The organism is Roseococcus pinisoli, from assembly GCF_018413645.1.
In the GTDB taxonomy this organism is placed as follows: domain Bacteria; phylum Pseudomonadota; class Alphaproteobacteria; order Acetobacterales; family Acetobacteraceae; genus Roseococcus; species Roseococcus pinisoli.
In genome coordinates, this window is the sequence record NZ_JAHCDA010000002.1 from 456,589 (window position 1) to 476,570 (window position 19,982).

The 19,982-nt window shown below is 66.8% G+C and carries 18 protein-coding genes, 1 tRNA gene and 1 pseudogene; 15 read left to right on the forward strand and 5 right to left on the reverse strand.

Going from position 1 to position 19,982, the window contains the following annotated elements; translation table 11 throughout:
* Positions 1-89: 89 nt before the first annotated feature.
* The gene (locus KHU32_RS10955; protein WP_213670137.1) at positions 90-662 is read left to right on the forward strand and encodes a TetR/AcrR family transcriptional regulator; all 573 of its coding nucleotides are present in this window, start codon (positions 90-92) and stop codon (positions 660-662) included.
* Here KHU32_RS10955 and KHU32_RS10960 read toward each other — a convergent pair.
* Positions 659-1,945, reverse strand: coding sequence for an NAD(P)/FAD-dependent oxidoreductase (locus KHU32_RS10960; protein WP_347265539.1), 1,287 nt, complete (start codon positions 1,943-1,945; stop codon positions 659-661). The two genes, KHU32_RS10955 and KHU32_RS10960, sit on opposite strands and share 4 nt — an antisense overlap.
* 118 nt (positions 1,946-2,063) lie before the next feature.
* On the opposite strand from KHU32_RS10960, the gene msrA reads away from it, so the two are divergent.
* Positions 2,064-2,573: a peptide-methionine (S)-S-oxide reductase MsrA gene (gene msrA / locus KHU32_RS10965; protein WP_213670139.1), complete on the forward strand. Its 510-nt coding sequence runs from the start codon at positions 2,064-2,066 to the stop codon at positions 2,571-2,573.
* A 41-nt stretch (positions 2,574-2,614) separates the two neighbouring features.
* Here the strand turns inward: msrA and KHU32_RS10970 are convergent.
* A tRNA-Leu gene (locus tag KHU32_RS10970) sits at positions 2,615-2,701 on the reverse strand.
* On the opposite strand from KHU32_RS10970, the gene KHU32_RS10975 reads away from it, so the two are divergent.
* The 6 genes and pseudogenes from KHU32_RS10975 (at position 2,678) to KHU32_RS11000 (ending at position 8,230) form a co-directional block, all read left to right on the forward strand.
* Positions 2,678-3,106, forward strand: coding sequence for a hypothetical protein (locus tag KHU32_RS10975; RefSeq protein ID WP_213670140.1), 429 nt, complete (start codon positions 2,678-2,680; stop codon positions 3,104-3,106). The genes KHU32_RS10970 and KHU32_RS10975 overlap by 24 nt on opposite strands.
* Before the next feature lie 119 nt (positions 3,107-3,225).
* Positions 3,226-3,938, forward strand: a pseudogene (locus KHU32_RS10980) (IS5 family transposase).
* Between the two features lie 389 nt (positions 3,939-4,327).
* On the forward strand, positions 4,328-5,056 hold the full coding sequence (locus tag KHU32_RS10985; RefSeq protein ID WP_213670141.1) for a hypothetical protein: 729 nt from the start codon (positions 4,328-4,330) through the stop codon (positions 5,054-5,056).
* A gap of 418 nt (positions 5,057-5,474) precedes the next feature.
* On the forward strand, positions 5,475-6,200 hold the full coding sequence (locus KHU32_RS10990; RefSeq protein WP_213670142.1) for a response regulator: 726 nt from the start codon (positions 5,475-5,477) through the stop codon (positions 6,198-6,200).
* The gene (locus KHU32_RS10995) at positions 6,201-7,559 is read left to right on the forward strand and encodes an ATP-binding protein (RefSeq protein WP_347265540.1); all 1,359 of its coding nucleotides are present in this window, start codon (positions 6,201-6,203) and stop codon (positions 7,557-7,559) included.
* 32 nt (positions 7,560-7,591) lie between these two features.
* A complete protein-coding gene (locus KHU32_RS11000) occupies positions 7,592-8,230 on the forward strand; it encodes an MBL fold metallo-hydrolase (RefSeq protein WP_213670143.1) in 639 nt (212 codons plus the stop codon).
* Positions 8,231-8,236: 6 nt separating this feature from the next.
* Here KHU32_RS11000 and KHU32_RS11005 read toward each other — a convergent pair whose 3' ends face one another.
* From KHU32_RS11005 to KHU32_RS11015, 3 genes are read right to left on the reverse strand one after another with little or no spacing between them, the layout of a single operon-like run.
* Positions 8,237-9,736: a tripartite tricarboxylate transporter permease gene (locus KHU32_RS11005; protein ID WP_249680960.1), complete on the reverse strand. Its 1,500-nt coding sequence runs from the start codon at positions 9,734-9,736 to the stop codon at positions 8,237-8,239.
* Complete coding sequence (locus tag KHU32_RS11010; RefSeq protein WP_213670144.1) at positions 9,733-10,182, reverse strand: tripartite tricarboxylate transporter TctB family protein; 450 nt, start codon at positions 10,180-10,182, stop codon at positions 9,733-9,735. Before KHU32_RS11010 ends, KHU32_RS11005 begins: the two co-directional genes overlap by 4 nt.
* The gene (locus KHU32_RS11015) at positions 10,179-11,162 is read right to left on the reverse strand and encodes a tripartite tricarboxylate transporter substrate binding protein (RefSeq protein WP_213670145.1); all 984 of its coding nucleotides are present in this window, start codon (positions 11,160-11,162) and stop codon (positions 10,179-10,181) included. The genes KHU32_RS11010 and KHU32_RS11015 overlap by 4 nt, the downstream gene beginning before the upstream one ends.
* Positions 11,163-11,354: 192 nt before the next feature.
* On the opposite strand from KHU32_RS11015, the gene KHU32_RS11020 reads away from it, so the two are divergent.
* Genes KHU32_RS11020 through KHU32_RS11050 form a run of 7 tightly spaced genes read left to right on the forward strand, consistent with a single transcriptional unit; the run spans position 11,355 to position 19,975 of the window.
* Positions 11,355-12,980 carry an amidohydrolase gene (locus KHU32_RS11020; protein WP_249680962.1) on the forward strand — a complete coding sequence of 542 codons (1,626 nt, stop codon included), beginning with the start codon at positions 11,355-11,357 and terminating at the stop codon, positions 12,978-12,980.
* Positions 12,980-13,921 (forward strand): ABC transporter permease, encoded by a 942-nt coding sequence (locus KHU32_RS11025; RefSeq protein WP_213670146.1) that lies wholly within the window; start codon positions 12,980-12,982, stop codon positions 13,919-13,921. Before KHU32_RS11020 ends, KHU32_RS11025 begins: the two co-directional genes overlap by 1 nt.
* Positions 13,918-14,787, forward strand: a complete 870-nt coding sequence (locus tag KHU32_RS11030; RefSeq protein WP_213670147.1) for an ABC transporter permease — start codon at positions 13,918-13,920, stop codon at positions 14,785-14,787. Before KHU32_RS11025 ends, KHU32_RS11030 begins: the two co-directional genes overlap by 4 nt.
* Positions 14,788-14,832: 45 nt before the next feature.
* Positions 14,833-16,440: an ABC transporter substrate-binding protein gene (locus tag KHU32_RS11035; protein ID WP_249680963.1), complete on the forward strand. Its 1,608-nt coding sequence runs from the start codon at positions 14,833-14,835 to the stop codon at positions 16,438-16,440.
* Positions 16,441-16,458: 18 nt separating this feature from the next.
* The gene (locus KHU32_RS11040) at positions 16,459-17,892 is read left to right on the forward strand and encodes an amidohydrolase family protein (protein WP_213670148.1); all 1,434 of its coding nucleotides are present in this window, start codon (positions 16,459-16,461) and stop codon (positions 17,890-17,892) included.
* The gene (locus KHU32_RS11045) at positions 17,892-18,905 is read left to right on the forward strand and encodes an ABC transporter ATP-binding protein (protein ID WP_213670149.1); all 1,014 of its coding nucleotides are present in this window, start codon (positions 17,892-17,894) and stop codon (positions 18,903-18,905) included. The genes KHU32_RS11040 and KHU32_RS11045 overlap by 1 nt, the downstream gene beginning before the upstream one ends.
* Positions 18,902-19,975 (forward strand): ABC transporter ATP-binding protein, encoded by a 1,074-nt coding sequence (locus KHU32_RS11050; protein ID WP_213670150.1) that lies wholly within the window; start codon positions 18,902-18,904, stop codon positions 19,973-19,975. The genes KHU32_RS11045 and KHU32_RS11050 overlap by 4 nt, the downstream gene beginning before the upstream one ends.
* Positions 19,976-19,982: the final 7 nt, after the last annotated feature.

Consider the following 19,982-nt stretch of genomic DNA (forward strand, 5'->3'; position numbering starts at 1 on the left):
CGTTAAGCGGATGATGGCCCTCGCCGGGATTAATGCAAATTTTTTGCGTTAGTGGCAGCCATGCGTGCACCGCAACGCGGAGAAGGGATGTGGTCGTCAAGGAAAGGGTACGCCCCGGCGGGCGCAGCGCGCGGATCCAGGCCTCGGTGCATGCGGCGGTGGATGCCCTGCTGGAGCAGATGGACCGGGCGGAGCTCACCATCCCCGTCATCGCGGAGCGTGCGGGCGTCACGCCCTCCACCATCTACCGGCGCTGGGGCAATCTCGGCGAACTGCTTTCCGACGTCGCGGTGAAGCGCCTGCGCCCCGCCGCCGAGCCCGCCGATACCGGCACGGCGAAGTCGGACCTGCTGGCCTGGGCGGAGCAATATGCGGAGGAGATGTCCTCCGAAGTGGGGCGGGCGATGATCCGCGACGTGATGGCGAGCCCCACCGAGAACAATGCCGAACGCTGCTGCGGCTATACCTACGAGCAGCTGCAGGCGATCTCAGACCGGGCGGAGGCCCGCGGCGAGGCCGGCCTCGACGTCGAGGCGGTGCTGGACCTCGTCGTCGCGCCGATCATGTATCGCATCCTCTTCCTCGCGCCGCCGGATGTGGCGCATTGCCGTGCGCTGGTGGAGCGGGCGCTGCCCGGGCAGGGCCAGAAGCGCGGGGGTTAGAACCGCTCCGGCCGATAGGGCGCCGGATCCAGGAAGGGTACCTCGCCCGTCATCATCTCGGCGACCAGGCGGCCGGTCGTCGGCCCCAGAGTCAGGCCCTGATGGCCGTGGCCGAAGGCGCACCAGACGCTCTGACGGCGCGGCAAGGGCCCGATCACCGGCATCATGTCGGGCATACAAGGCCGGATGCCCATCCATGGCTCGGCCTCGACCCGGTCCGCCAGGGGCAGCAGGCGCCGCGCCAGCGGCTCCGCGCGCTCGAGCTGGATGGGTGTCTTGGCGCCGTCGGTGAAGGCGAACTCGGCCCCGCTGGTGAGGCGGATGCCCGCGCGCATGGGCATGAGGGTGAAGCCCGCATTCGCGTCGAGGATGGGGCGGTTCAGCACCGCATTGCCCTGCATGCCGTAGTGGTAATGGTAGCCGCGCTTGCCGAAGAGCGGCGGCGAGTAGCCCAGCGGCCCGGTCACTTTCGGCGCCCAGGCCCCGAGCGCGACGACGACCCGCGCGGCCTCCACCGGCCCTTCCTGCGTATGCACCTTCCAGCCCGCCCCCTGGGCGGCGAGCGTCGTCGCGTCGCCCAGGACGAAGCGGCCGCCGGCATCCAGGAACTGCCGGCAATAGGCGAGGGTGAGCCCATGCGGATCGGTGACCGAGAGAGGGTCCGTCCAGTTCAGGGCGCCCACGCGCCGGACCAGCAGATGCGGCTCGGCCGCCGCGACGCCGTCGCCGTCCAGCACGTCGAAGCCCACGGCGTGGTCGCGCTTGCCGACCTCGGCCGCGGCGATGGCGGCTTCGAGCGCGACGGGATCGTTGTAGAGCCGCAGGAAGCCGACGGAGCGGATCAGCTCCATCGCCTCCGTGCCTTTCGCGAGCGCCAGGTGCTCGTCGCAGCAGGTGCGGATCAGCTCCGACCAGGCGAGGACGATCTGCGCATAGCGCGCCGGCTCCGAATGCCACCAGTAGCGCAGCAGCGGCGAGGCGTAGGAGGGCAGCGCGAGCGGATGGTAATAGGCATCCACGGAATTGTTCCGCGCGATGCGCAGCAGCTCCGAGATGGTGCGCGGGAAGGCGTGCGGATAGACGGCCTCGCGCTGGATCAGCCCGGCATTGCCGAAGGAAGCGCCTTCGCCGGGGCCCTGGCGGTCCACCAGCACCACGTCGCACCCCCTCCGCCGCAGGTGGAGGGCGACGGACACGCCCACCATTCCTGCGCCGAGCACCACCACCGATCCACGCATGCCTTGCCCCCGGCTCCCGGCACGACGCCGTGCCGCGATCAGCATGCGCGACGTCTTGGGGGGTGGCAACGCGGCGGCGGGTGCCCAACACTGAAATCGCCGCCCGTTGCATCCCGGCAGCGGCGCGGCCACATCATCCGGCGAACCGACGAAGGAATCTCCCATGACCGAGCGTGCCATCCTTGCTGGCGGCTGCTTCTGGGGAATGCAGGACCTGATCCGGCGGCTGGACGGCGTGGTCTCCACGCGGGTCGGCTATTCGGGCGGCGACGTCCCGAACGCGACCTACCGGAACCACGGCACCCATGCCGAGGCGATCGAGATCGTCTTCGACCCCACGCGCATCAGCTACCGGCGGCTCCTGGAATTCTTCTTCCAGATCCATGACCCGACGACGCCCAACCGTCAGGGCAACGACCGGGGCCTCAGCTACCGTTCGGGCATCTTCTATGCGGATGACGAGCAGAAGCGCGTTGCCCTCGACACCATCGCCGACGTGGAGGCTTCGGGCCTCTGGCCGGGCAAGGTGGTGACGGAAGTCGCCGCGGCAGGCCCCTTCTGGGAGGCCGAGCCCGAGCACCAGGATTACCTGGAGCGGATTCCGAACGGCTATACCTGCCACTTCGTGCGGCCGAACTGGCGCCTGCCCGTGCGGGCCAGCGCGGCGGAATAGCCATCATCGGAAGGTCCGCGGCGGCTCGGGGTCTGGCCAGATGGTGCGGGTGGCCGGACTCGAACCGGCAAGGTCTTGCGACCGGGAGATTTTGAGTCTCCTGCGTGGACCAATTCCGCCACACCCGCGTGCGCGTCATGACGCAGCGAACCGTCTTTACTCCGCATCCCGTCGACCCCGCAATCCGACTGGTGCAGTTCCGGCGAGGGGCTAGCCCAGTCGTCGACGCCGAGATCACGATGGCGGACGGGGTGAAAAAGCTCGTCTCGACGAAGAAAATCGAAATTACCCAAGCAGCTTTTGCGGCCGTCTCGCTGAAAGACAAGCTGTTTGGGATAGCCGCCACGGGCGCGTCCGTGGTGCTACGCAAGGCGGTCAACCCACCTTCAGCCATGCGACCGACGCGATCGTTGACGAGCTTGATGCGAAAGCGCTTGGCGAGAAGCGGGCACACGCCCACGAGCCAGAACGCATTCAGCGTCGGAAAGGCGCAATGTTCGCCGGCAATCGGACCATCATCAACACCGGCCTGAAACCCGTTATCGGAGGATTGACCTATAGCGATATCACCCGGAGCGCGGTCGATCGTCTCCTCTTAATGACTGTTTGAGAACGGGTTGGCGCGTCGTGGATGAGGTGATTCAAGCTCGGAATATGGACCCGAGAGACGCGCCGCCGGATGGCCGAGATTGCCCGCAAGACGAAGCGCTGCCCGTCTGATCTTCGGGTGAGCAGGGGGCGCAGGTCGAGCCGCCAAGCTACCGGGACGGGGCAGGAAGCCATCGGTGGACCTGCGCGAGCTGTTGAACGCGATCCGCTATCTGGCGCGCTCGGGCGGTGGCTGGCGGATGCTGGATCGCGGGGCGGCGGGGCGGGAGGCAAGCCCAGCGGCGGGGTTCTCGACAGCCAGACGGTGAAAGCCCCCTTCGCCGAGGTGCGCGGCTATGACGGCGGCAAGCGGATCGTCGGACGCAAACGCCATGTCGCCGTGGACACCGATGGGCGGCTGCTCATGGTCCATCTCACCCCGGCCGATGTGTCGGACAGTGCCGGCGCCCAGGCAATCCTGCCCGCCATCCGCAAGCGCTGGCCGTGGCTCAGGCACCTATTGGCGGAGGCGGGCTACGATCGAACGAGACTGATGGACAAGGCGGCCTCCTCGACTTCGTTGTCGAGATCGTGAGGCGCTCAGATCCAAAGGGATTTCACATCCTCCCACGACGCTGGGGGGTGGAGCGGATCTTCGGCTGGATGATCCGATGGCGCTGCCTCATCCGAGATTACGAGCAACGCTTCGACGTCTCAGAAGCCGTGATTCATCTCGTCATGAGCGCCCTCCTCCTGCGTAGGATCACCCATCGCTGAATTCTCAACAGTCATTGAGGAGGAAAAGTATTAGCCGAGGACAGATATTGGCATGCCAAATACCAATGGCCGAGAACCCACATATCGGCGCCAAGTCAGTCAGACTTAATCCCACCATGGGGGGAGGCAGTGGCAAAAAGGATAGGCTGTTCGCCACTGGACGGGGCACGGATAGGTGCCGCTAGGGGGAGGTGCGGCCAGGCAGGAGAGCCCGTCTACGGTTATTGCTTTGATGATGCAGTGCTAATCCTAACTACTTCGATGCAGATTAAGTCATTAACTTTATTTGCATATAATTTTATTGCAAAAAGATTTTAAAGGTAATTTTTTATAGAACATTCAACCTAGGGTTGATAGCATGCATGCCGAAAAATGTCGGGGAGTGTGTCGTGGACCTTAAGTATATATATAAAGTTACGCCGAACTATAAGATTACTTCACTTATCCGGGATCGGTTTTTCACGACCCCAACCACGCCGTCAGTAGGAAATTTAGAAGCTGGCGATATACTTGTAAAAATGGCGGACGGTACTTTGGTTAATAACGCAATAAATATTGGGCAGAGTATTTTGGCTGGAGATCATAGTCTCTGGACGCATGCCGGGTTAGCCACTTCGAGCACCATGATCGCCGAAATGAACGGGAAAGGCCTACAGCAACACAGCCTTTCTGGGGAAAATTCGACATATACATATGCAGTTTTCCGCTGCAATTACAGACAAGTTGCAATGGCCGCCGATGAGGTAAATTCTAAATTAACATTTCTAGGCAATAAAATAGTATATAATGGAAAAGGTGCAGTGTCTTCTTTATTTCCATCTATTGTTGAAAGTAAAAATAAAAATAGATTGAACGCGGTTATAGAAAAAACATTAAGTGGAGGAGAATTTGGCTTATTCTGCTCTGAACACGTGGTCTTTTGTTATCTTGCTGCACTGGAAGAAGAGAATGCTATTCAACTTATTGAAAATGATTTCAAATTTGCGAAATTAAAAATGCAAGATTTCTTTAATAAAGAACCTGCGTATTATAGTCCTGGTTACCTTTATGGGATGTTGATGTCCAATAAACTTTTTAAATATCTAGGAAAGTGGAGCGGCATGAAATGGATTGGTTGATAATGTTGCCTGGCTATTTATTTTCATCACGGCCTGTGCTGCTCATGAGATTTCCGCTGCCGAACGATTGCAGCCTATGAGCCAGACCGCGCATCAGTTCGATGGTTACGCCGGCTTTCAGAAAATCTGAGCTACAGTGCCGACGCATTGGTTAGTGACTGTTTGAGAATGGGTTGGTGCGTCGTGGATGAGGTTATTCAAACTCGGATGTGGACCCGAGAGGGAAACGCTACCCATCTGATCTGACGGATGAGGAGTGGGCGCAGGTCAAGCCGTTGATGCCCAAGCCACCGAGACGGGGCAGGAAGCCATCGGTGGACCTGCGCGATATGCGACGGTCACTGAGGAGGGCGGAAACGGTACGGGTTGTTACAATTGGCCACCCAATGAAATCCGGGGCAGTTGTAACATGATGCGTATGGAACCTGCCCCCCACATCCTTGTTGTCGACGACGATCGCGAGATCCGCGAGCTCCTCGGGCGCTTCCTGGAGAAGCAGGGCCTGCGGGTGACGCTGGCCCGCGACGCTCGTGATGCGCGGCGGGTCTGGCCGCTCGCGCGCTACAGCCTGGTGGTGCTCGACCTCATGCTGCCCGGCGAATCCGGCCTCGACGTTGCGCGCTGGCTGCGCAGCCAGTCCAACGTGCCCATCGTCATGCTCACGGCCATGGGCGAGGAGACCGATCGCATCGTCGGCCTCGAGCTCGGGGCCGACGACTACATGGCCAAGCCCTTCAACCCCCGCGAGCTCCTGGCGCGGATTCGCGCCGTGCTGCGCCGGGCCCAGAATGGCGGCGAGGCTGCGGGACCTGCCGAGGATTCCGGCGCCAATCTCCGCTTCGCCGGCTGGCTGCTGGAAACCTCCCGTCGGCGTCTGCTGAACCCGCAGGGCGCGGAGGTGCCGCTGACAGGCGGCGAATACGAGCTGCTGACCACGCTGCTCGAGCGCGCCAACCGCGTGCTGACGCGGGACATGCTCATGGACCTGCTGCACAACCGGCAGCCTGGGCCCTTCGACCGCGCGATCGACGTCGCGGTCTCCCGCCTGCGCCGCAAGTTGGAGGATGACGGGCGGAACCCCTCGGTCATCAAGACGGTGCGCGGCGGCGGCTACGTGCTCTCCGCGACCGTCGAGCGCGCCTGAGTGCTGTCCGGCCTCGCGCGGCGCTTCTGGCCGGCCAGCCTGGGGGGGCGCACGGCCCTGGTGCTCCTGCTGGGCCTGATGGCCGTGCAGGCGCTGGGCCTCACCATCCATGCCTTCGACCGCGTCGAGCTGCAGCGGGCCTCGGAGGCACGCGAGAATGCGGTGCGGTCCTTCAACCTCTGGCGCGCGCTGATCATCTCGCCGCCCGAGCGCCGCGCGACGATCATCGCCGAGGCCGACCTGCCTTCGACGCTGATCGCCTCCTACGACGCCCAGGCGACCACGCCGCGCAACCTGCGCCCGATCCCGATCGAGATGGCGCGGCATTTCCGGCTGGACACCGCAGCGCCCGGGACGCTGCCCGCGCCGCCCAGGCGCTACCGGGCAACAGAGATCCATTCCGGCCAGCTCGGGCCGCACAGCTTCGCCGTCTCCATGCGCTTCCCGGACCAGGGCTGGCTGAACCTGACCTTCCGGCATCCGCATCCGCGGCCCTGGCATTCGGACACCTTCCTGATCGCCTTCATCGCCATGTCGGTGACGGCGGCGCTGCTGGTCTGGTGGGGCGTGCGGCGGCTGACGCGGCCGGTGGCGGATCTGGCGGCTGCGGCCGAGAGGCTGGGCCGCGATGTGAATGCGCCGGCGCTGCCCGAAACCGGGCCGGAGGAGATCGCCACCGCGGCGGCGGCCTTCAACACCATGGCCGCCAATATCCGGCGCTTCGTGGCCGACCGTACGCAGATGCTAGCCGCCATCAGCCACGACCTGCGCACGCCCATCACCCGGCTGCGCCTGCGTGCCGAGTTCCTGGACGACGACGAGCAGCGGGCCAAGATGCTGGCCGACCTCGCGGAGATGGAGGCGATGATCGCCTCTACCCTGGCCTTCGCACGGGACGATGCGGCCAATGAGCCGGCCAGCTCCGTCGACCTCGCGAGCCTGGCCCGCACCGTGCTGGATGAGGCGGCCGATGCCAGCCCGGAGCACGCCGAGGAAATCGCCTTCGAGGGGCCCGAGCATCTGGTGCTGCGCGTCCGGCCCATGGCGCTGAAGCGGGCGCTCTCCAACCTCGTCGGCAACGCCCTGAAGTATGGCGATGCCGCGCGGCTGACCCTGGATCGCCGGGGCGAGAGCGTGGTCATGCTGCTGGACGATACGGGCCCCGGCATCCCCGAGGCCGCGCACGAGAAGGTCTTCCAGCCCTTCCAGCGGATCGAGGGAAGCCGCAACCGCGAGACGGGCGGCACCGGCCTCGGCCTTACAATCGCGCGCAGCATCCTGCGCGCCCATGGGGGGGAGGTGACGCTGCACAATCGCGAGGAAGGCGGGCTGAGGGTGGCGATCCGGCTGCCCGGGTGATAACCGGGAGTCCGGCGTTTCCGGAGCACCCCATGGCCCTCAAGGCTGGAATCATCCCCGTGACCCCCTTCCAGCAGAACTGCACGCTGGTCTGGGACGACACGACCAAGGAAGCGACCGTCATCGATCCGGGCGGCGATGTCGGCCAGATCCTGGCGCAGGTCGACAAGCTCGGCCTGAAGCTGGTGCAGATCCTGCTGACCCACGGCCATATCGATCATGCCGGCGGCGCCGACGAACTGCGCGAGCGGACCGGTATCGAGGTCATCGGCCCGCAGCTCGGTGACAAGATGCTGCTCGACCATCTGGAGCAGCAGGGCCGCGCCTATGGGCTCGACGGCTCGCGCAACCTCGTGCCCGACCGTTGGCTCGACGAAGGCGATACCGTCACCATCGGCGGTGCGGAATTCGCGGTGCTGCATTGCCCGGGCCATTCGCCGGGCAGCCTCGTCTATGTGAGCACGGCGCTGCGCGTGGCCTTCGTCGGCGACGTGCTGTTCCAGGGCTCGATCGGCCGGACCGACTTTCCCTATGGCGACCACGACGCGTTGATCAACGCCATCAAGACGAAGCTCCTGCCGCTCGGCGACGAGATCGGCTTCGTCTGCGGCCATGGGCCGAGCTCTGACTTCGGCACCGAGCGGCGGACCAACCCCTTCCTGCAGGGGTAGGTCGGCTCAGGAGGCGACGGCGCGGCGCGGGACCAACCGCGCCCGCAGCGGCCAAAGCACCGCGACCAGGGTCATGACCCAGAGCGCGATGGAAACCGGTGAGACCAGGAGCTCCGCTACGTTGCCGTCGGAAAGCGACAGCGCGCGGCGCAGATTGTCCTCCAGCATGCGGCCCAGCACGAAGCCCAGCACGATGGGCACCAGCGGCACGTCCAGCTTGCGGAACAGCCAGCCCATGACGCCGAAGCCGATGGCCATCAGCAGGTCGAAAGCCGAATTGCTGACCGCATAGACGCCGGCGAAGCTGAGCGCGAGGACGCCCGGGTAGAGCACCCAGGCCGGGACCGTCAGCAGCCGCGCGAAGATCCCCACCAGCGGCAGGTTCAACAGCAGCAGCATCGCATTGCCGATATACATCGAGGCGATGAGGCCCCAGGCCACATCCGGCCGCTGCGTGAAGAGCAGGGGGCCCGGCGTGATGTTGTACATGAGCAGCGCGCCCAACAGCACGGCCGTCGTCCCGGATCCCGGGATGCCGAGCGAGAGCATGGGCACGAGGTTGCCGATCTGCGCCGCATTATCCGCCGTCTCCGGCGACGCCACGCCGCGGAGGTCGCCCTTGCCGAAGGTACCCTCGCTTTCGTGCAGGCGCTTTTCCGCCGTGTAGGAGAGGGCGGAGGCCACCGAGGCGCCGGCGCCCGGCAGCACGCCGATGACGAAGCCGATGCCCGTCGCGCGCAGCATGGCGGGCAGGCAGAAGACCAGCTCCCGGAAGGTCAGCCGCTGGCCCTTGCCGAGCTTCGCGGCCTCGGTCCGGAGCTTCGTTTCGATCAGCAGCAGGATCTCGCCGATCGCGAAAAGCCCGACCGCGAGGACCGTGAAGTCGATGCCGCCCAGCAGCTCGATGGAGCCCGCGGTGAAGCGCTCCACCCCCGTGCCTGAATCCACGCCGACAAGCGCCAGCAGGATGCCGAGGCAACCCGCGGCCCAGGCCTTGGGCGCCGAGGCCCCGCCGACGGCGCCCAGCAGCGACAGCGCGAAGGCGATCAGCGCGACATAGTCGGCCGGCGAGAAGGAGACGGCGATCCGCGCCAGCGGCACCGAAAGGAAGCTCATCAGGATCACGGAGAGCGTGGCGCCCACGAAGCTGCCGATGCCCGAGATGGCCAGCGCCGCGCTGCCGCGGCCCTGCTTGGCGAGCGGATGCCCGTCCAGCGTCGTCAGCACGGCAGAGGGCTCGCCTGGCATGTTCAGCAGGATCGCGGTGATGCGGCCGCCATAGCCCGAGCCGTAATAGACCGCGGCCAGCAGGATCAGCGCGCTTTCGGGCGGCAAGCGCAGGGCGAGGCAGAACGGCAGCAGCAGCGCGATGGCATTCAGCGGCCCGATGCCGGGCAGCACGCCGATCGCCGTGCCGATGATGCAGCCGAGGAAGGCGAGCGCCAGGTTCATCGGCGTCAACGCCACGGTGAAGCCGCCGCCGAGGGCGGAGAAGGTCTCCATCATGCGCCGAGGATTCCCTTGGGCAGTGGCAGGTCCAGCAGCTTGTCGAACAGCGCCCAGAGCGCGGCGCTCGTCGCGGCGCTGGTGAGCAGGGCCATCCAGAGGCGCGCGCCGAAGAGCAGCGCCACGCCGAGGGCGAGGCCGGCAGTGGCAAGGAGGAAGCCCAGCGGCTCGAGCAGCAGGGCATAGGCGGCCATGACAACCAGCAGCAGGAAGGGCGCCGCCCGCCGCTCAGGCCAGGCGAAGGGTAGCCCGCGACCAAACAGCAGCAAGGCCCCGCAGACCGCGAGGATCGTGGCGACGGCGGAAGGAAATCCCTTGGGCCCCAGCGGATCGGCCGCGAAGGCCACGACCAGTGACTGGGCGGACCACAGCGTCAGCCCGGCGATGACGATCAGCGCCACGCCCAGCAGGCGATCGGCCGAGAGACGCGGACCCTCCGGGCTCACTGGCTGACGAGGCCCACATCCCGCGCGAGCTGCCGGAACTCCGCGGTCCGGCGCTTCGCCAGCGCCTCGTATTCGGCGCCCACCAGGTTGAATTCGAAGAGGCCCTGCGCGGCCCGCTGGTCCGGCCAGTCGGGATGCGCGGTGAGGCGGCGCAGCGCGTTGACCCAGAAATTATAGGCCGCGTCGGGCATTTGCGGCGGGCCGTAGAAACCGCGCACGATGGGCCATTCGGCGTCGAAACCCTGTTCCTTGGCCGTCGGCACGCTGGACAGCGTGCCCGGCAGCCGCTCGGCGGCGAGGACGGCGAGCAGACGGATCTCGCCCGCCTCGAACTGCCCGCGCGCCTCGGAGGCATCGACGGGCGCCATCTGGATATGGCCGCCGAGCAGCGCGGCGAGCGCCTGGCCGCCGCCCTCGAAGGGCACGTAGCGCATGCGGCGCGGATCGACCCCGGCGGCGCGGGCGACGAGGGCGGCCTTCGTCCAGTCCTGGCTGCCCACCGCGCCGCCCGCGCCCATCGGCACGCCGCCCGGATTCGCGCGCAGTGCCGTCACCAGATCGGTCAAGGTGGCGTAGGGGCTGTCCTTCTTCACGGCGATGACGCCGTAATCCGCACCGATCGCGCCGATCCAGCGCACGTCGTTCTCGCCGAAGCGGCCGAAGCGCCCGGTCGCCATATTGACCCACGAACCGGTGGAGACGGCCACGATCACATTCGGATCGGTGCGCCGCTGTGCATTGATGTGATTGATCGCCACCGCACCGATTCCGCCCGGCATGTTTTGAGTCCGGATCGAAGGGCCGACGATGCCCGTCTCGTTCAACATCCGCGCCGTCAGCCGGCAGGAAATGTCGAAGCCGCCGCCCGGTGCCGCGCCGGCGATGCATTCCGGATTTTGCGGTGTGAAGCCGCCCGCATTCTGGGCCTGTGCGGCGGCCGGCAGAAGGGCGGAGGCGGCGAGAAGCGCGCGGCGATACATGGCGTTTCGTTTTCCTGTTCTTGATGCGAGTGCCGAATGCCCGGTCTGCCCAAGCGGACGGCAAGACGCTCTCCCGGTTGCCCAAGAAGCCTGCCACGCGGGACATCGCCGTGTCGAAGGTTCCATTGTCGCGGTTGACGCGCGGAGGAGGGCACACGACGATCCTCCCCAACAGGAAACGGGAACCAAAAATTGATCGTAGAGACGATCTTCACCGGCGGAACGGTTTTCCGTGGCCTCGCCGGCGGCGTAGCCGAAGCGATGGCGATTGGCGGCGGCAAGGTCCTCGCCGTGGGCCGGCGCTGGGAGATCGAGGCGCTGGCGGGCCCTGACACGCGACGCGTGGATCTCGGGGGCCGTGCCGCCATTCCCGCCTTCAACGAAGCGCATATGCATCTGCTGCCCTTCGGGCTCGGCCTCTCGATGGTGAATCTGCGTGCCGAGGAAGTCCGCTCGCTGGACGAGGTCCGGACCCGGCTGCGCGCCGCCGCCGCCACGCGGCCCAAGGGCGAATGGGTGGTGGGCCGTGGCTACGATCACGCGGCGCTCGACATTGGCCGGCATCCCACGGTGGGAGAGCTCGACGCCGCGGTACCGGACCATCCCGTCTTCATCGTGCGGACCTGCGGTCATATGGGCGTCGCCAACACGGCGGCGCTGCGGGCGGCAGGCATCGGCCACAACACGCCCGAGCCCGAGGGCGGCGTGATCGAGAAGCGCGACGGCGCGCTGACCGGCCTCATCCAGGAGCGCGCGCTCAGCCTCATCAAGGCGGCGATGCCCGAGCCGAGCGAAGACCGGATGGTCGACGCGATCGAGGCTGCCGGCCGTCACCTGGCCGCCCTCGGCTTCGCCTCGGCGACCGACATGAATGTCGGCATGACGGCCGACCTTGCCGAGGTAGCCGCTTTCGAGCGCGCGGCGCGCGACAACCGCTGCCTGCAGCGCATGTGGCTCGTGCTGGCCGGCAATCCCGAGGGGATCGGCGACAAGGCCTGGGAGGCCGGCATGCGCCCCTGGCAGACCGGCGGCGACCCTGACGCGCTGCTGCGCTGGGGTGCTGCGAAGGTCTTTGCCGATGGCAGCGCGGGCGGCCTCACGGCGGCGTTCTTCGAGCCTTACCTCGCGAGCGCAGGCGGCGGCACGGGCGTCTTCACCTTCCCGACCGATACCATCCACGCCCTGCTGAAGAAGTATCACGAGCAGGGCTGGCAGCTCGATATCCACGCCATCGGCGACGCGGCGATCGAGCAGGTCCTGACCGGCATGGAGGAGGCGGGTGCCACGCCCGAGCGCCGCCACCGGATCGAGCATTGCGGCTTCATCACCAAGGATCAGCGACGGCGGATGAAGGCGCGCGGCATCCTGCCCGTGCCGCAGCCGGTCTTCATGTACGAATTCGGCGATCTCTACGTGAAGAACCTCGGCCTTGCCCGCACCGAGGCGGCCTACCCGATGCGGACCTGGCTGGAGGAGGGGCATCACCCGGCCGCCTCGTCCGACTCCCCCGTCTCCACGGTCGATCCCTTCGCCAACCTCTTCACCATGGTCACGCGCAAGACGAACCGGGGGACGGTCCTGGGTGCCGAAGAGAGGCTGTCCCTCCAGCAGGCGCTGCATTGCTACACGTGGTGCGGCGCCCATTCGACCTTCGCCGAGGGCGTGCGCGGCACGCTCGAGCCCGGCATGGATGCGGATATCGCCGTCCTCTCGCGCGACATCACTGAAGTCGCGCCGGAGGAGTACCTGCAGATCGAGACGGACCTCACGCTGCGTGGCGGCGTTCCCATCTTCGACCGTCACGGGGCCTTCGCCTGATGCTGCGCCATGCTTTGCATCGCATCGGCCTCGCGATCCCGGTGCTCTTCGGTGTGCTGCTGATCGGCTTCCTGCTGATGCAGGTGGTTCCCACGGATCCGGCGACGGTCCGTGCGGGGCCGCAGGCGTCGGCAGAGGTGATCGCGGAGATCCGCGCGGAGCTCGGCCTCGACCAGCCGATCTATCTCCAGTTCCTGAAATATCTCGGGCGGCTCGCGCAGGGTGACCTGGGCGTGTCGATCATCAACAACGTCGCGGTGACGGAGGAGCTCGGCAACACGATCGGCCCGACGCTGGAACTCATGCTGGCGGCGCTCATCTGGTCGATCCCGACGGGCATCCTGCTGGGTACGCTTGGTGCCTATTGGCGCGGCTCGCTGCTCGACAAGGCGATCATGGCGGTGAGCATCGTCGGCGTTTCGGTGCCGGTCTTCTTCCTGGGCCTGGTGCTGATCTGGTTCGCCGGCTTTCAGTGGAACCTGCTGCCCTTCACCGGGCGGGGAGGACCCTTGTGGACGCTGGATGGGCTGCTCGCCGTGATCCTGCCGGCCATCACCCTGGGCGGCGTCTTCATAGGGCCGGTGGCCCGCATGACGCGCACCGCGGTGGTGGACACGCTCTCGGCCGAGCATGTCCGCACGGCGCGCGCCAAGGGCCTGCCCGAACACCTGGTGGTGAGCCGGCACGCGCTGCGCAACGCGCTCATCCCCGTGGTCACGCTGATCGGCCTGCAGATCGGCTTCCTGCTGGGCGGCGCGGTGGTGACGGAGACCATCTTCTCCTGGCCCGGCGTCGGCCGCCTGGCGGTGGGGGCCATCCTCTCGGCCGATTTCCCCATGGCCCAGGGCACCATCATCGTGCTGAGCGCGGGCTTCATCCTCGTGAACCTCGTTGTCGACCTGCTCTACGCGGTCCTCGATCCTCGCGTGAGGCAGTCATGAGCGCCACGACCATTCCCGCCGCCAGCCAGGCGCCGCGCCGGCCTTCCGTCTTCCGCATGCTGATGCGGGACACGGGCGGGGCCATCAGCCTCGTCTTCGTGGTGCTGATCCTGCTGGCGGCGATCTTCGCGCCGCTGATCGCCCCGCGTGATCCCTTCGACACCGACCTGATGGAGATCATGTCGCCCCCTTCGGCCGCCTATTGGTTCGGCACGGACGGGCAGGGCAGGGACATGCTGTCGCGCATGCTCTACGGGTTGCGTGTCACGCTCGGCATGGGCCTCGCCTCGCTGGTCATCGGCGGCACGATCGGCGCCGTGATCGGCTTCATCGCGGCCTTCTACCGCCGGGTGGACGGGCTGCTGATGCGCCTGATGGACATCCTGCTCAGCTTCCCGGCGATCCTCTTCGGCCTCGCGCTGGCGGCGATCTTCGGGCCGGGGCTGACCTCGGTCATCATCGCGCTCTCCATCGCCACCGTGCCGCTGATGGCGCGCATCGTGCGCGGCTCCGCCCTGGTGGTGATGGGGCTCGACTACATCGAGGCCGCGCGGGCCATCGGCATGAGCGATACCCGGCTGATCTTCCGGCACCTCGCGCCCAACTGCCTTTCGGCGATCTTCGTCTTCTCCACGCTGCGGCTGGGGCAGGTGATCCTGCTGGGTTCCGCACTGTCGTTCCTCGGGCTGGGCGCGCAGCCGCCGATGGCCGAGCTCGGCGCCATGGCGGCACAGGGCCGCAACTTCCTCTTCATCGCGCCGCATATCAGCGTGATCCCCTCGCTCGGGATCTTCGCCATCGTGCTGGCCTTCAACCTGCTGGGAGACTCGCTGCGCGACGCACTCGACCCGCGCCTGCGGATCTGAACCGCCGGACCTGAGGGTTCGGAAATTTACTGGGAGACAGGAAATATGCTCAAGAATTGGCGACGTGTAGCGATGGGCGGTCTGGCCGCCCTGGGTGTCACCGTGACGGCGCAGGCGCAGACGCAGCCGCGCAACCAGATCACGATCATGCGCGAGATCGACAGCGATCGTTACGATCCGCATCGCTCGACGGCGCTGGCCGGCGGCGAGGTCGTCTCCATGATGTCCGACACGCTGGTCAACATGGACTTCGACATGCGGACGGTTCAGCCCGGCCTCGCCGAGCGCTGGGAAGTGAGCCCCGACGGCAAGACCTATACCTTCCATCTGCGCCGCGACGTCACCTTCTGCGACGGCAAGCCGCTCACCTCCGATGACGTGGTGTTCAGCATCAACCGCTGGATTGGCCGGACCACGCCGCGCGTCGCCTCGCCCGTCGCCTGGCGCGCGGGCAATGTGAAGGAGGTTCGCGCGGTCGACCCCTACACGGTCGAGTACGAGCTGAACGAGCCCTTCGGCGAGCTGCTTCCCCAGCTCAGCCAGTTCTTCGGCTCGATCCTCGACCGCGCGACGGTGGAGCGCCTGGGCGACAATTTCGGCGTTCAGGGCTTCAACGGCACGGGACCTTTCTGCTGGTCCAGCTGGACGCCCCGCACCGAAATGGTGCTGACGCGCCACCCCAACTACCGCTGGGGTCCGCCGTCCCTCGAGAACCGCGGCCCGGCCCATGTCGAGCGCATCGTCTGGCGCGTGATCCCGGAAGCCGCCGCGCGCGTCGCGGCGCTGCAGGCCGGTCAGGCCGATATCACCCAGTATATCCCGGAAGCCTTCTGGGCGACGCTTCGCCGCGTTCCGACCATCCGCGTGGCGACGCAGCCCAACTACTTCTGGGATGCCTTCATGGGGTTCAAGGTCGATCAGCCCGTGGTGAGCGATCCTGCCATCCGTCGCGCCGCGCATATGGCGGTGGATCGTGCCGGCCTCGTCCGCGCCGTCTGGTCGGGCAATGCCATGCCGGCACGCAACCTGATCAACCCGAACGCGCTGGACTATGATGCGCAGTCCGACGCGATGGTGCCGAACTATGATCCCGCGGCCGCCCGGCGCACGCTCGACGAGGCGGGCTGGCGTGTCGGTTCCGACGGTGTCCGAGTGAAGGACGGCCAGCGCGCCACCTTCCTCTTCTATGCGATCAACAACCTCGCCAATCAGCGCTCCGCTGAGATCATTCAGCAGGGTCTGCGCCAGGTCGGCATCGAGATGCGGGTGCAGCTGTTTGATGCGACCGTGGCCTGGGGCCGTCTCGCGACCCAGGAGTTCGGGGCGTTCATGATGAGCTACCCGTACATCTCCACCACGGATGCGCTGTCCCTCTACTGGCACAGCGCCAGCCGGCCCACGCCCAACCGCATGAACTGGAACAGCCCGCAGACCGATGGCTGGCTCGAGGAAGCCCGGCGCGGCACGGATCCGGCGGCGCGCACGGCGGCGGTGGCCAATGTCCAGCGGCAGATGGCCGAGGAGGCGCCCTGGCTGACGCTGGCGCGCCTGCAACTCTCCGTCTTCTCGACCAATCGCGTCGAGGGCGTGCGGGCGCACGGCCTCTACGGAATCGGAATCTACAAGGGCCTCGACCTGCGCGTCGTTCGCTGAACTAAGGGAGTCGCTGCCATGACCGTCACGCTCATCAAAGGCGCCGATCTCGTCGTCGCCTGGGACGCCGCTGAGAAGCGCCACGCCTATCTTCCGGGGGGCGACGTCGCCTTCGAAGGCGGGGTATTGCGCTTCGTCGGCCGAGGCTACGAGGGCGTGGCGGACGAAGTGATCTCGGGTAGTGGCCTCATGGTCATGCCCGGGCTCGTGAACATCCACTCGCATCCGAGCAGCGAGCCGATGAACAAGGGGCTGATCGACGAGATCGGCAGTCCCGGCCTCTATAATTCCTCGCTCTACGAATACATGCCGATCTTCCGGACCGATGCCGAGGCGGTGCCTGATTGCGTGCGCGTGGCGCTGTCCGAGCTGTTGCTGAGCGGCGTCACGACGCTGGCGGACCTCTCCATGGCGCATCCGGGCTGGCTCGACCTGCTGGCCGATTCCGGCATGCGCGTCTGCATCGCGCCGATGTTCAAGTCGGCGCGGTGGTTCACGAAGAACGGCCACGTCGTCGAATACGAATGGGACGAGGCCGCCGGCGTGAAGGCGATGGAGGAGGCCTTCACCCTCATCCAGCGCGCCGAGCAGCATCCCTCCGGCCGCCTCTTCGGCATGGCCTGCCCCGCGCAGATCGACACCTGTGCGCCGGAGCTCCTGCGGGACAGCCGGGCCGAGGCCAAGGCCCGCGGCATTTCCTGGCAGATCCACGCGGCGCAATCCGTCGTGGAATTCCACGAGATCACGCGCCGCCATGGCTTCACGCCCATCCAGTGGCTGCACGAGATGGGCCTGCTCGACGAGAAGGCGATCATCGGCCACGGCATCTTCCTCGACGACCATCCGAGCACGCCGTGGCACACGAAGCGGGACATCTCGATCCTCGCCGAGACGGGGACCACGGTCGCGCATTGCCCGACGGTCTTCGCGCGGCGCGGTATCACGCTGCGCGACTTCGGCCGCTATCGCCGCAGCGGCGTGAACATGGGCGTGGGCACGGACACCTATCCGCACAACATGGTGGATGAGCTCCGGCTGGTCGCCTATCTCGCCCGTACCCAGGCGAATGATCCGCGGACCACCACGACCTCCGAGATCTTCGATGCCGCCACCATCGGCGGCGCGCGGGCCCTCGGGCGCGACGATATCGGGCGTCTCGCGCCCGGCTGCCGCGCCGATTTCGTGCTGGTGGATGCGCAGCATCCGCGCATGCAGCCCAACCATGATCCGGTGCGCGCGCTGATCTACGCCGCCGGCGATCGTGCCATCCGCGATGTCTATGTGGATGGGTTGAAGGTTGTGGGCGACGGCAAGGTGCTGACCATGGACTTCCAGGCCGCGGCGTTGGCGCTCTCCGAGGCGCAGAAGCGCGTCGTGGCCAAGGCGCCGCAGCAGGACTGGGCGCATCGACCGGTCGACAAGATCGCGGCGCCGACGTTCAAGTGGCTGTGATGTCGCAGGCAGCGCCGGGGGGCGGCGGCCAGCCGCTGCTCCAGGTCCAGGATCTCCGCACCGTCTTCCGCACTTCGGGCGGCGACGTGACCGCCGTCGATGGCGTGTCGATCGAGGTCGAGCACGGCAAGACGCTCGGCATCGTGGGGGAGAGCGGCTGCGGCAAGTCGGTGCTGTCGTTGTCGATCATGCGGCTGATCGCCCATCCAGGCCGCATCGCCTCCGGGCGGGTGCTGCTGGAGGGAAGGGACCTCGCCGGCCTCTCCAACAACGAGATGCGCAAGGTGCGTGGCCGCGACATCGGCATGATCTTCCAGGAGCCGATGACCTCGCTGAACCCCGTGCACACGGTGGGCTTCCAGATCACCGAGGGCATCCGGGTCCATGAGCCCAAGGCCAGCAAGGCGGAACTGCGCGAGCGCGGGATCGCGGCGCTGGAGCGGGTGCGCATCCCCTCGCCGGAGCGGCGGTTCGACGAATATCCCCACCAGCTCTCCGGCGGCATGCGTCAGCGCGTGATGATCGCCATGGCGCTGGCCTGCTCCCCGCGCCTGCTCATCGCCGACGAGCCGACCACGGCCCTGGACGTGACGGTGCAGGCGCAGATCCTGGACCTGCTGCGAGACCTGCAGGCCGAGACGGGAATGTCCATCATCCTCATCACCCATGACCTCGGCGTGATCGCCGAAATGGCCGATGACGTCGCCGTGATGTATGCGGGCCGCGTCGTCGAGCGCACCACGGCGCGCGCGCTCTTCGAGGATCCGCAGCACCCCTATGCGCTGGGACTGCTGGGCAGCATCCCGCGCCTGGATGAGGATCGCGAGCGGCTGCTGGCCATTCAGGGCACGGTTCCACCCCCCTTCGCGCTACCGCCCGGCTGCCGCTTCAATCCCCGCTGTCCCTTCGCCATCGATGCCTGTCGCGCTGAGGTGCCGCTGCTGCGTGAGATCACCGCCGGCCACGAGGCCGCCTGCCTCCGCGCCCCCGTCGAAGAGAGCGTTGCGGCATGAGCGGCGTGAACCGGTCGGGCGACGGCGGAACGCTCCTCGAGGTCGAGAACCTCGCCAAGCACTATCCCGTCCGCAAGGGCCTGATCCGCGCGAAGCAGGTCGGCGTGGTGCGTGCGGTCGACGGCGTCTCCTTCACGCTGAAGCGCGGCGAGACCCTGGCGCTGGTCGGCGAAAGCGGCTGCGGCAAGTCGACCACCGCACGGCTGGTGCTGCGGCTGATCGAGCCCAGCACGGGCAGCGTCAGCTTCGAGGGCACGGACATCACGAAGCTGGGCGGCGCCACGCTGAAGGCGTTCCGGCGCCGTGCGCAGATCGTCTTCCAGGATCCCTACGCCTCGCTCAACCCGCGGCTGACGGTGGGTCAGACCATCATGGAGCCGATGGAGGTCCACAATATCGGCGACGCCGCCTCCCGCCGCGCACGCGTCGAGGAGTTGCTGAAGCTGGTCGGCCTCGCGCCCTATCACGCGCAACGCTACGCGCATGAATTCTCGGGCGGGCAGCGGCAGCGCATCGGCATCGCGCGGGCCCTGGCGGTCGAGCCCGACCTGGTGGTCTGCGACGAGCCGGTTTCGGCGCTGGACGTGTCCATCCAGGCGCAGGTGGTGAACCTGCTGCGCGACCTGCAGCAGCGGCTCGGCCTTTCCTATCTTTTCATCGCCCATGACCTCGCGGTCGTGAAGCACGTCGCGGACCGGATCGCGGTGATGTATCTGGGCCGGATCGTGGAGGTCGCGGAAAAGCGCGAGCTCTTCGACAATCCGCGGCATCCCTATACGCGCGCGCTGCTGGCGGCGATTCCGCATCCGGATCCGGCGCGGCGGGGCAGGGTGCAACCCCTGGGCGGCGACCTGCCGAGCCCGCTGAACCCGCCTTCCGGCTGCCGGTTCCACACGCGTTGCCCCTTCACACAGCAGATCTGCAAGGAGAAGGATCCGCCGCTGACCGACGGCGTCGCCTGCCATTTCGCGGGACAGCTGCCGCCCGCGGGGCTGGATTTCAGCGGCGGGCTCACGGAAAAGGCCGCGCAGCGAATGGCCCTCTATGCCGCGGCGGCGGGCGGCGTCTAACCTCCCC

What these genes read in the sequence shown, in the direction of transcription:
- KHU32_RS10960 (WP_347265539.1), bottom strand. Translation starts at nt 1,945, where the DNA reads ATGCTGATCGCGGCACGGCGTCGTGCCGGGAGCCGGGGGCAAGGCATG.
- msrA (WP_213670139.1), top strand. Translation starts at nt 2,064, where the DNA reads ATGACCGAGCGTGCCATCCTTGCTGGCGGCTGCTTCTGGGGAATGCAG.
- KHU32_RS10990 (WP_213670142.1), top strand. Translation starts at nt 5,475, where the DNA reads ATGGAACCTGCCCCCCACATCCTTGTTGTCGACGACGATCGCGAGATC.
- KHU32_RS11000 (WP_213670143.1), top strand. Translation starts at nt 7,592, where the DNA reads ATGGCCCTCAAGGCTGGAATCATCCCCGTGACCCCCTTCCAGCAGAAC.
- KHU32_RS11005 (WP_249680960.1), bottom strand. Translation starts at nt 9,736, where the DNA reads ATGATGGAGACCTTCTCCGCCCTCGGCGGCGGCTTCACCGTGGCGTTG.
- KHU32_RS11015 (WP_213670145.1), bottom strand. Translation starts at nt 11,162, where the DNA reads ATGTATCGCCGCGCGCTTCTCGCCGCCTCCGCCCTTCTGCCGGCCGCC.
- KHU32_RS11025 (WP_213670146.1), top strand. Translation starts at nt 12,980, where the DNA reads ATGCTGCGCCATGCTTTGCATCGCATCGGCCTCGCGATCCCGGTGCTC.
- KHU32_RS11030 (WP_213670147.1), top strand. Translation starts at nt 13,918, where the DNA reads ATGAGCGCCACGACCATTCCCGCCGCCAGCCAGGCGCCGCGCCGGCCT.
- KHU32_RS11035 (WP_249680963.1), top strand. Translation starts at nt 14,833, where the DNA reads ATGCTCAAGAATTGGCGACGTGTAGCGATGGGCGGTCTGGCCGCCCTG.
- KHU32_RS11040 (WP_213670148.1), top strand. Translation starts at nt 16,459, where the DNA reads ATGACCGTCACGCTCATCAAAGGCGCCGATCTCGTCGTCGCCTGGGAC.
- KHU32_RS11045 (WP_213670149.1), top strand. Translation starts at nt 17,892, where the DNA reads ATGTCGCAGGCAGCGCCGGGGGGCGGCGGCCAGCCGCTGCTCCAGGTC.
- KHU32_RS11050 (WP_213670150.1), top strand. Translation starts at nt 18,902, where the DNA reads ATGAGCGGCGTGAACCGGTCGGGCGACGGCGGAACGCTCCTCGAGGTC.